The sequence below is a fragment of the Phormidesmis sp. 146-33 genome, from assembly GCF_052939515.1.
In genome coordinates this window covers 20,493-30,792 of the sequence record NZ_JBJPHU010000086.1, presented here as the reverse complement: position 1 = coordinate 30,792, position 10,300 = coordinate 20,493, and the positions used below count along the sequence as shown (strand labels likewise).

Sequence of the window (10,300 nt, the reverse complement as noted above, 5' to 3'; positions counted from 1 at the left end):
CAGCAAGTCTATCGCGGCTGGGGAGTTTTGCCAAATCAAGTTCAGGTAGTCGAAAGAGAAATCGCGCTACACCAAGGCTGGAAATGGTTTGAGTATCAGGTGGTTTACAAAATTCTGAATACAGACCAAAAGATATATCCAATGCACATAGAACTACAAGGTAAAAAGTTAGGAGAGCAAACGCTAATCTACACTGCAACTGTAATTGAGGGTGAAACGAGCCATTTAATCAGTTCTTGCAGTCACGATCGACCTTCTAAATTGACTCAGCTTGTTGTCAAAAATCTGCGTCTACATACAGAGCCTCAGCCCTCTTACTGGACGTGTTCACCTAGAAGACAAGGCGGTTGTTTGCAGGTATCTGGTCAATCACAACCAACGCCTCACAGTTAGTAGCCTCGCTGTTAGTAAGAGTAGCAAGGACACCAAACCAAAGACTCAAAGCTTACCAAAGTCCAAAGTCCCTAAAATATTTGTAGCTATCAACCAATAGACTTCCTGCGCGAATCCGGAAACGCCCCCTAAATCCCCCACAAGTGAGGGACTTTGAGCCAAGACTTGCGGTTTCATAGTCCCCCAGAATGGGGGATTTAGGGGGCACAAGCCGACCCAAACGGAGCACGACCTAAGAGCAGGTGACATCAAAATTCTATTCATGCAGGAGGTGTAATGTACAAACCTTCTTAATCGTGCAACAAGATACGATGCTTGCGAAGGGGGGTTAGTTTTCCTTGACGTTCTAAATTTTTGAGTAGCCGTGTCACTGTGACCCGCGTTGTGCCGATAATTTCAGCCATGATTTGATGAGTTAACCGCATCTCAATGACTCGCCCTTGCTCGACTTCATCCCCAAATCGTTGCGCTAACCATTCCAGCAGCTTTAGCAACCGCAATGTTGTTTGTTTGGTTTGTAAGATGTTCACCAATGCTTCAAGGTGCTGGACATGACGAAATAGCACATCAGTCAGGTGATGGTTAGATAAAACCAGCTCACTCACTCGCACTGGAGTCAAACACTCAATCTGGTAGGGATCAATTTGAGACAGTGGTTTGCCAACGATGTCACCCGTTCCCCAGATTCCCAGCGTTGTGACTTCACCCATGATGTCCCAGGTCAACGCCCTAACAAAACCACTTTCGATTTTCCATAAACGATCGCAGGACAAAGGTACAATGTCGCGATGTTGAAACGATCGCTCGGTATTCTGTGAAACAAGCTGCGACGGGTCGATCGACCACGCATTAGTCTGTATGGACAGCAATTCTTCAGTCAGGGTCAGTCGAGGAAAGCATTGAGGTTGCATTGTTCTTCACAGTTAAAATGAGCTTAGGCTTGAGGTCAGATTTGAGATGTCCCACGTGCATTTGAAAGGGTACTCACCCGTAGAGTAACCGCATTCGTCACAGAGAACTTGAGGCGATCGTTTCAGTCGTCTTAACCCATCTTCTATCGCTAAAGATATCGCTAGAGAAATACTTCAGATGAATTCAGAAGGCAGTCCCCCTGTACAGAAACAGTTCTCAGAATTTACCCATCTTTGAGTGATTATTAATCTACGGCTAACCACTAATAACTAACCACCGAATTCTCACAACTCAAATAGGAAGCGATATTCATGAAAATCAGTTGTTTCTCAACGCTAAACGCTCAATCCAAAAAATATTCACGCCGTTAGAGATAGATTGCGTGAACGTGAATTGACCGATTGCCAAAACTCAAGCAGTCGGCTACTAACTAGCTCAGGATAAAAGTAATGAAAGAAATGACGACCCTCTGGACACTCCCATAGCCGATCTTCAAGCTTCATCCAGGGGAGCCAGTTTGACTGACCTAACGGATCGATGATTGAATCCGTCTGACTGCGACACACCAGCAGCGGCATTGAGACTCCGCCCTTAGACAACTCAGTGAGCTTAAACAAAGAGTGGGGACAGGGAGCCAAATCTAAGTCACGATCGAGCGCATCTAGCGAATTCTTAATCGGATAAGGCAACTGTTTTCCAAACAAACTCAACGCCATTTGAGCCAAAATTTGTTGGCGGCTACAAGGCAGTAAGTGCAGTTGAGTGTAGTAGTGGCTGTGCCAAGTGAGTGCGGGTTGGGCCGCGATCGAGAGTAGACAAAGTGATTTAACTCGCTCAGGATAAAGCCGCGCATAAAGTAAACCTACGACTCCACTTATGCCGTGTCCTGCAAGATGAACGGGACGATTGTGAGCTTTGAGATACTCATGCAGTAGCGCGACAGCGGTTGCTAGACAGCTTCCTTCATCTGGTGTCTGATAGTACTCCCACTGCAAAACTTTAACTTGCTCAGATAGATGTTTCAGTAGTGGCTGATTGAGGCGCGTTAAACTTGGACTGGCACTAAGCCACAGAACGTCGTAAGACATGAAAACTCCCAAAAGAGGTGAGGTAAGGTGAGGTAAATTTTCAGTAGATTATCATCTGTTTGGGACTAGACTTACAATCCAAACGCTTGCCTGAGTTGAGCAACCCAGGTTTTAATGCGATCGTGAGTTAGCTCTGGTTGGTTATCCTCATCGATCGCGAGTCCCACAAATTTCCCATTACGAACTGCTTTTGATTCCTGATGTTCGTAGCCCTCAGACGACCAGTATCCAACCGTTTCACCGCCTAGACTAGAGATTTTTTCTTCCAAAATTCCCATCGCATCTTGAAAGTTATCAGCATATCCAATCTGATCACCTGCGCCAAAATAAGCGACTTTCTTCCCGCTAAAGTCAATGTTGTCTAATTCATCAAAAAAACCATCCCAGTCAGCTTGTAGTTCCCCGATGTTCCAGGTGGGGCACCCAATGATCAAGCATTCATAATCTTCAAAATCACTGGTGTCAGCGGCAGAAATGTCATACAGCGTCACAGCACTTTCACCGCCAAATTCTTCTTGAATTTTTTCTGCAATCGTTTGAGTGTTACCCGTTTGAGTTCCCCAAAACAAACCAATCTTAGACATGATAGACTCCTGTTGTGTATCAAAAGCTTTAAGCTGTAGCGCGTTTTAGCGTTTCTACTTGTGAAGGTTACACGGACTCGTGCTGGGTCAAATCGCCAACTACAGATTAATGACCCAGGCTGATTCGTCAATGCTGTGATCAGGTTTATAGCGATTGAGTAGAAAGATCAGGTGCGATCTCTTTGAGATACCCGCAAGGGATTGCGTCTGTAGCCTGTGAACGGTATTTGCGGGGATAAACACAAACATTCCAGGTTCTAATTTGACAAGCTCATCATTGACGGTGAGGTTACCATTGCCTTCCAAGACTGCGATCGTTACATCTTGAGCATCACAAATCTCTGGTAGCTCTACGTCTGCGCCTAAACTCATCATATTTTGCTGGTAGATTGCTTGATCGCCATAGCCCTGTTGAATGATTTCTACATTCAGAACTTGGTGTGGCTGGATTTGAATTGGCAATAATCGTAGATGAAACGATCGCCGCATATCAGATGCTTGCACCACAAAATCCTCCAAAGGTTTGCACGGTTTGGGAAATGCCCACAATGGACTTGGGTCGATCGCGGGCATAGAACAGCAATCTCAATCAAACTTTTAGGAAGCTTGTTGAGGTTTGGTCTCAATTGCCAACGAGAGTTATCTTAACAGCTTATTGAGATAAAATGTCAATAAAAATATGTGAACTAATATTAAAATCACGTCTCAAATCAAACAAGCAGTCCTGTAGAAAATTGTTGACTCAGCTAAGATAATTCCGACCAGCGGCAAGAGTGGCTATGCTCCTAGCGAGTTCACTGCGAGCGCATTCCATCCCCTGTTGCACCATCGGTTTTTTGATCTGAATGCTTTCAAACAGAATTGCTATCCACTTTCAATAACAAGACACCTTATTTAGTCATCAGAATACCTGGCGATTAAGCCCACTTTTCCTAATCCGTTGCCTGAACATAGCTTCTACCATAGAAAATCGCGAAAATGGCAGTTGCGTATGCAAATAAACTGTAGATGGCAGCAGGAACAGCCATATCAGGATTGTTGAGCAACCCGGCAGTAATCGCGATCGCAAGTGTTCCATTTTGAATTCCAACCTCGATCGCAATACAAATCCGTTGAGCAAATTTTAGGTTAAATAGCTTACCAAACCAAAATCCGACCAACATGGCGATCACATTCAGCAGAACTACCGCAATCCCAACTTGGGCAATAAAGCCTGGAATGCGGCTCCATTCTCGAATGACGATCGCTAAGATAATGAGAGCGAGGAAGGCAATCGCCAGACGGTTCGCTACTTTCTCTAGTCGTCGAGCTAAGTCGGGAAACAGTTGTCGAATCACCATTCCTAGCCCGATTGGAACTAGCGTGATTGCAAAAATTTGCAGCATGGTTTGCCCGATCGGTAACGCGATCGCTGCACTGCGTCCAGCAAAATATTGCAGAGATAGATTTGTGAATATTGGAATAGTCAATACAGTAATGGCGCTACTCAAAGCCGTTAGCGTCACAGAAAGGGCAACATCTCCCTGCGCCAAGTAGGTAATCATGTTGGAAGAAGGCCCGCCTGGACAAAGTGCCAACACCATCAATCCCACTGCCATTTCAGGCTGCATCGGCACGATCGAAGCAACTAGAAAACCAACGATCGGGAGAAAGAGCAGTTGAGCGATCAATCCAATGGCAACCGCTTTGGGATAGCGAGTGACTCGTTGAAAGTCATCTGGTACGAGGGTCAGGCCCATACCGAGCATCACGATCGCGAGACCGACAGGTAAAAGCACACTGGTAAGGACATTAGCTTCCATAGATCAAGTTGGGTTTCAAGTTTTCTAAGTTCTAATGAGACTGTGATTAACCATCATCGAATCAGTCAGATGAATCATCGGAAATTGTGAGAAACAGCTTGACCAAAAATAGGTCGATCGCAGTCCCAAAGCCCATCAGCCGCAGCCAACAGATATCATCCTACTCGTTTGTGGGGACTCAAGATAGATTATTATGCAGTTCACTAGAATTGCTCTAAAAAGTTCCTAATGTTCTTGAATCATCGTTGAATTGTCCAAGGATGAGGGACTGCTCATTGCGATCGAGACCCTCTTCTTTTCAGCGCAATCTTCTGTTCGGCGGCGGTACAGTTCCTGTCGATGTTCCTCAGATGCGAGAATACTTGCCCACTCCAAAAACGGCCGCTGTAAACGAGGGGAGTAAGCAGTCACATGACTTAGTTTTTCTAGGAGGGGTTCAATTTGACTCGGTGCTAAGTTGGGTAGTGCTTGAACGTCTGGTTTTTGAGGAGGGCAGAGTTCTTGAGCGACCCACATCACATTCAAGTCTGAAATTAAGTCTTCACCCTCTAGACAATAAGTTCGGCTAGTTGCTTCATAGCTCGCTCCATTGCGGATTTGCCGATGAGTTGCGTACCCCCAAACCCTCAACCAACCCGCTTCTAAATTAAGCTGCACGGCTAAATAATAGTCTGCTGCCCAGTTTTCAATATCCACCCATTCTTGAGGGATGCAAAATTCAGAGACATTGCTTTTGTCATCCGGGATCAAGACAATCCGAGTCTCACCAACTGTCAGAACTGCTCCATTGACGAATTCCCAAATCGAGGCATCCGATCTTACCTGCAACGCTTGGGGGACAATATCCTCCTGGAGGTCAGCCAACAAAGAATTGAGACAAAGTGTGTTGAGATAACCATTCCAACGTGCAGCAGCATTCGAGTATCGGTGTTGAGTCGCTTCTTGCCAGGACTGTTGCTGTTCCTGTTCGGGTAGCTCTACCCATCGCTGCTGCGGGAAGATAACCATGAGATCGTTTAACGTGAGTGCCATGATGAACCGTCCTGGTTTGCCATATTATTCCTGTGCGCTTTATAACAATATTGTCTACGTGATACTGCTCTGCTAATAAATGGGTGTTGAAGGCAGATGATTATGCAATTTTGCTCAGTAATCCTGTGATTGTTTAAACGGACGTTCTCAGCAATGACGAAACTCCTCCAGCGATCGCTGCATAAGCAGGTGATAAAGGCACCCATTAGGTTATTAGAACCGCGTGCTTGAGTTTCACAAACAAACGGAACCTTATGCTCAACTATCTCCGCGTTAGTTCAGGAAAAGCTGCCGGGTCAAGCCCTAGTCCCTAAGAGAAGTCGGTGGAACTAATCACAAAAAAGACACCTGCAACAGATTTCTTCTTACGCCTCACCCTTCTTCTCTGGGAGCAATAGCGTAAAACAACTGCCTTCTCCAGGCTGCGATCGCAGGGTAATCTTGCCGCCGTGCAGTTGGGCTAGTCGCTGAGAAAGGGCTAATCCTAACCCTGTGCCTTCATATTTGCGATCGAGTCCGACATCCAATTGTTGAAAGGGCTGGAATAAAACAGCTTGTTCGGCTTCAGAGATCCCGATTCCGGTGTCGATCACCGCAAACTTAATGAAAGCGTCAAGACGGTCAACGCGCATCGTCACAGAGCCAAGGTCAGTAAACTTGATGGCATTGGAGAGGAGATTAAGCAAAATTTGTACCAGTCGGCGCTTGTCGGCTACGCAGGTGACCACCTCTGGGCTGATGGTGTAGGAGAATTCCAATCCTTTTTGGGCTGCTTGATCGCGAACGATCGTCCAACAGGTCTGACAAACCTCTTCGACGGACAGCGTTTCTAGTAGTAACTCTTCTCGCCCAGCCTCAATTTTGGAGAGGTCTAGCAGATCGTTGATCAAGTCTAAAAGCTGATGACCTGCGCTAGAAATTCGCTGCAAGTACTCAATCTGGCGATCGTTGAGGGAGCCAAAAATCTGTTTGAGCAGCACGCTGGAGAAGCCAATAATGCTCGTGAGTGGCGTTCGCAGTTCGTGACTCATATTGGCGAGAAAGGCACTTTTCATCGCGTTGGCGGCTTCGGACGCTTGTTTCTCTTTTTCCAGTTCTTGAGTGCGAAGAAAAACTAATTGCTCTAACCGCTCTTCGGTCTGACGCAGCGTGGCTACTAGCACCAGTTCTGCACTGAGCCGTCGCCCAAAAAAAGAAGCCATCAAGGCTAGCGTCAAAACCAGCAGCGCAGCGATGCCAATCACGATCGTCAGCAGTGATCGATCAATGGTGCCAACCTGCGACACGACGATCGCCCGCGCTCGAAAACAAAGCCCGCTCATGCCAATGTAGTGCATTCCCGAAATTGCGCCACCCATGATCAAAGCACTGATGACCGTTCTCAAACATTGATGAAAGCTAAGCGCGAGATGGGGAGAAAAAGCCAGCCGAAGGGCCGCCATCGATGTGACGATCGAGACCACACAAGAGATGACAACTCGCCCCGGATCATAAATCTGATCAGCCGCCAGCCGAAGGGAGGTCATTGAGAGATAATGCATCGCAGCGATCGTCATCCCGATGAATGTACTTCCGAGTAGCCAGGGCAGCCAGCCCAGTTCTTTTTGACGACTGACCATCCACAGTCCCAACGTGGCTCCTAGAGCGGCGACGACGATCGCAAACAGCACAATTCTCAAGTCATAGCTCACCGGGATCGGATACTGGTCAGCCAACATCGCGGTAAAGTGCATTGCCCAAATGCTAATTCCCAGGGTTAACCCGCCCCCGATCAGCCACCAGCGTCGCGCCTGTCCTTGAGAGAGTGCAATTTGTTGGGACATATCCAGTCCCGTATAGGAACCGATGATCGACACTACCACCGACATGATAAGCAACCGAAAATCTGTGGTGATGGCGAGGTCTACACCGGGGTGACACATTCCTTTTTGCGGGGGGTGGATGTTAAGTTGAGTTTGACTGACCAAACGATTTACCGCAGAGCGTCCCCTGTCTACTATCAAACCAGATATCAAACTCAATTAGAACAGCTAGGCTCACCTGTTTAGAGAACTCCCGATCGTCACAGCAGACTTTAGAGCAGCATTTTCAAGCGTAAGGTGTTTCGTTTGTTGAGGTGAAGACTCAGAACTGAATGTCTGTCAACAATAGAGAGGTTCTAAAGCGTTTTTATCCGTCCTGAGAACTATTTTGAGCGGGGCAAGCGCTAACTTATAAACTTGAACTTTTAAGCCTGAACTTTGATCACTCTGAATCACTCAACGCTGTTGTTTGTTGAAGAAAACTGGGCGATCGTGGTCTTGACCGCATCCTCAGTGACGATCGCAGTTTTTGGCTCCCCATTGATCGCCAGGTAAGACAGCACAATGTCGCGGGTTTTGCGAAGCTTCAGGGCGGGTTGGCGCGTTGGCTCAAAACGAATATTGCGAAGTGAGGAATCAGTGACCTTTTCTAGCAAAATTCCTGCTGATGGCTCAAGCGACCTTTGGCGCAGGGTAAAGCCCTCGATCGTCACCTGCTGCAAGGCTTTTTGAGAATGTGGCTGCACGATCAAAACCGCTTCTCCAGACTCAATCTGAGCGGTGAGAATGGTGCGATCGCTGCCCTGTCCGCGAATGGTCATTTGACCTTGATGCAGCGTGATAGGTGAGAACAGATCAATTTCTCCGATCGGTAGCTCGATTTCCACGCGATCGGTTTCAAACTGACGATTGAGCAACGCCTGGAGCGCTTTAGCATCATCTCGACCATCATTGGGAATGACCCCATACTCGATCGCACGTCTGACTTGGGTCGGGGTCGCCGCAACGGGAGCCGATCGCCATTGTAAAACCTCTTGCAAATCGCGGGTCGGGTTAAAGCCATCCGCCAGCCACAGCAGCACCATCACCAAACTCACCATCTGCGACACCAGCAAAAATCGAGAAGTCGAAAGCTTGACCCATTTGCGCCAGCCAGTACTCGCTTCCGAAACTTTCTGATTGCCGCGATTGACCCATTTTTGCTGCGATAGATTCATCTGAGTCCACACTTTAATTAATGCAGAACTCCAGAGCGCCCCCACCAACAAGGGGAGGTGGATCAACTTAAGCGGCGATCGTCGTCCCCAAAAAATCACGATCAAATACAGCGGACGAGTCATCAAAACCCAGGCACACAGCAGCGCCACCACCAACCATTTAGCTTGCAGCAGGGCGATCGTTAACATGCCGGGCGTGATCAGCGCTGTCCAGATGCTCAACCGTTGATCGAGCAGACACCACCACAAAAACCAGCCTGTCTTGCTGGGGCCGAGTGCCAGGGCGCGGCCGTTACTTCGCAGCATATTGCCATACCAGCGCCGCATGTTTTCGTAAGCTCGACCCAGCAGCGATCCCGTGATCGTTTCGTGATTGTAGACCACCACATCGGGCAGATAAATCATCTCGTAGCCTTGCTTGAGTACCCAAAACCAGCTACTCTTGTCGTCGCCAGAGAGAAACTTGAACTCGCCCCAAAGCCAATCGTCGAGGCGATCGTTTTCTAGCAGATCGATAAATCCAGAATCCAGCGCAGCCTCAGATCGAAAGAGGGCAAAGCGTCCTGTCAGGCAGGTGACTCGACGAGCGAGGGCGACTGAGCACATGTGATAATGACGCAGCGCCAACCGTAAATGAAACCATTCTGAAAACAGATAAGACCCAACCGTGTGAGCAGAGTTATCGGTTGTCAGTGCGCCCAGTTTGGGAAACAGTTCAAAAAAAGGTAAGCAGCGCTTGAGACTTCCTGGAGAGAGTTCTGAATCTCCATCCATCAAGGCAACCAGCGTATTTGCAGGCAAATTAAGCCGCGCCAGCGCTCTCAATCCTTCTGCCATCGCCTTGCGTTTGCCTTCTCCGATCTGTACCTGCTGAATCAGATGAATCGATCGCAGGGTGGGGTCGATCCTTCGCAAAATGGCCCGAATTCTGCTGTTTTCCTCCTCACTACTGCTGGTAACAAGCAGGGTCATCCGAGTGGGAAGCGTTAAGGCTTCTTGAGCGATCGCTCGAAAGACCCGTTCGGTAATCCAGGGTTTCTCTCGATAGGTCGGCACCAGCAAACAGACTCCAGGACAGCCTTGCAGAGAAATTGCGTCCGCCCGTCGTCGCCAGCGCGGAAAGACCCAATGCTGGTAGATCCGACTCCGCAGCACTTGCACGCCTAGCCAATTCCAGCGCCAGGTGCCAATCAGCCCGACCCCCGCCAAGCCCCACCATTCCGTCCAATCTGTCAGATTTAAACCCTGAGAATGGTGCAGTGTGGCCAACCAAAACAGACCAACCAGGGCGCTAATCGGCAGCGTGACCCAGTGCAGACCGCGTAAAAAAACAGACTGAGAGTGCATTGTGGCTTTTAATAAGGGGAACTGGACAAGACAGTGAGTTGATAAAAACTGCTCTTAGATTAGGAATCTGAGAGCTATTCCACACCTGTAAGGAGGTTACAGTTGAAATCTTGGCTTAACGTG

9 protein-coding genes are annotated in these 10,300 nt (G+C 48.0%); 1 reads left to right on the top strand and 8 read right to left on the bottom strand.

Going from position 1 to position 10,300, the window contains the following annotated elements; translation table 11 throughout:
* The coding region (locus ACJ2PR_RS25830) for a hypothetical protein (protein ID WP_446879106.1) at positions 1–393 on the top strand (393 nt) is incomplete at its 5' end.
* 290 nt (positions 394–683) lie between these two features.
* Here ACJ2PR_RS25830 and ACJ2PR_RS25825 read toward each other — a convergent pair.
* The 8 genes from ACJ2PR_RS25825 to ACJ2PR_RS25790 form a co-directional block, all read right to left on the bottom strand.
* The gene (locus ACJ2PR_RS25825) at positions 684–1,304 is read right to left on the bottom strand and encodes a Crp/Fnr family transcriptional regulator (protein ID WP_446879105.1); all 621 of its coding nucleotides are present in this window, start codon (positions 1,302–1,304) and stop codon (positions 684–686) included.
* Positions 1,305–1,664: 360 nt separating this feature from the next.
* Positions 1,665–2,393, bottom strand: a complete 729-nt coding sequence (locus ACJ2PR_RS25820; protein WP_446869424.1) for an alpha/beta fold hydrolase — start codon at positions 2,391–2,393, stop codon at positions 1,665–1,667.
* Positions 2,394–2,464: 71 nt separating this feature from the next.
* Positions 2,465–2,977: a flavodoxin FldA gene (fldA, locus tag ACJ2PR_RS25815; RefSeq protein ID WP_446869425.1), complete on the bottom strand. Its 513-nt coding sequence runs from the start codon at positions 2,975–2,977 to the stop codon at positions 2,465–2,467.
* Between the two features lie 99 nt (positions 2,978–3,076).
* Positions 3,077–3,481 (bottom strand): cupin domain-containing protein, encoded by a 405-nt coding sequence (locus tag ACJ2PR_RS25810; protein ID WP_446879104.1) that lies wholly within the window; start codon positions 3,479–3,481, stop codon positions 3,077–3,079.
* 428 nt (positions 3,482–3,909) lie between these two features.
* Positions 3,910–4,779: a bile acid:sodium symporter family protein gene (locus ACJ2PR_RS25805; protein WP_446879103.1), complete on the bottom strand. Its 870-nt coding sequence runs from the start codon at positions 4,777–4,779 to the stop codon at positions 3,910–3,912.
* A gap of 225 nt (positions 4,780–5,004) precedes the next feature.
* Complete coding sequence (locus tag ACJ2PR_RS25800; protein ID WP_446879102.1) at positions 5,005–5,811, bottom strand: DUF1822 family protein; 807 nt, start codon at positions 5,809–5,811, stop codon at positions 5,005–5,007.
* Between the two features lie 365 nt (positions 5,812–6,176).
* A complete protein-coding gene (locus tag ACJ2PR_RS25795; protein WP_446879101.1) occupies positions 6,177–7,778 on the bottom strand; it encodes a sensor histidine kinase in 1,602 nt (533 codons plus the stop codon).
* A gap of 287 nt (positions 7,779–8,065) precedes the next feature.
* Positions 8,066–10,177: a glycosyltransferase gene (locus ACJ2PR_RS25790; protein ID WP_446879100.1), complete on the bottom strand. Its 2,112-nt coding sequence runs from the start codon at positions 10,175–10,177 to the stop codon at positions 8,066–8,068.
* Positions 10,178–10,300 lie beyond the last annotated feature (123 nt).

Bases quoted from the DNA above. Each gene is read 5' to 3' on its own strand.
- ACJ2PR_RS25805 (WP_446879103.1), bottom strand. From the start codon at position 4,779: ATGGAAGCTAATGTCCTTACCAGTGTGCTTTTACCTGTCGGTCTCGCG.
- ACJ2PR_RS25790 (WP_446879100.1), bottom strand. From the start codon at position 10,177: ATGCACTCTCAGTCTGTTTTTTTACGCGGTCTGCACTGGGTCACGCTG.
- ACJ2PR_RS25800 (WP_446879102.1), bottom strand. From the start codon at position 5,811: ATGGCACTCACGTTAAACGATCTCATGGTTATCTTCCCGCAGCAGCGA.
- ACJ2PR_RS25820 (WP_446869424.1), bottom strand. From the start codon at position 2,393: ATGTCTTACGACGTTCTGTGGCTTAGTGCCAGTCCAAGTTTAACGCGC.
- ACJ2PR_RS25825 (WP_446879105.1), bottom strand. From the start codon at position 1,304: ATGCAACCTCAATGCTTTCCTCGACTGACCCTGACTGAAGAATTGCTG.
- fldA (WP_446869425.1), bottom strand. From the start codon at position 2,977: ATGTCTAAGATTGGTTTGTTTTGGGGAACTCAAACGGGTAACACTCAA.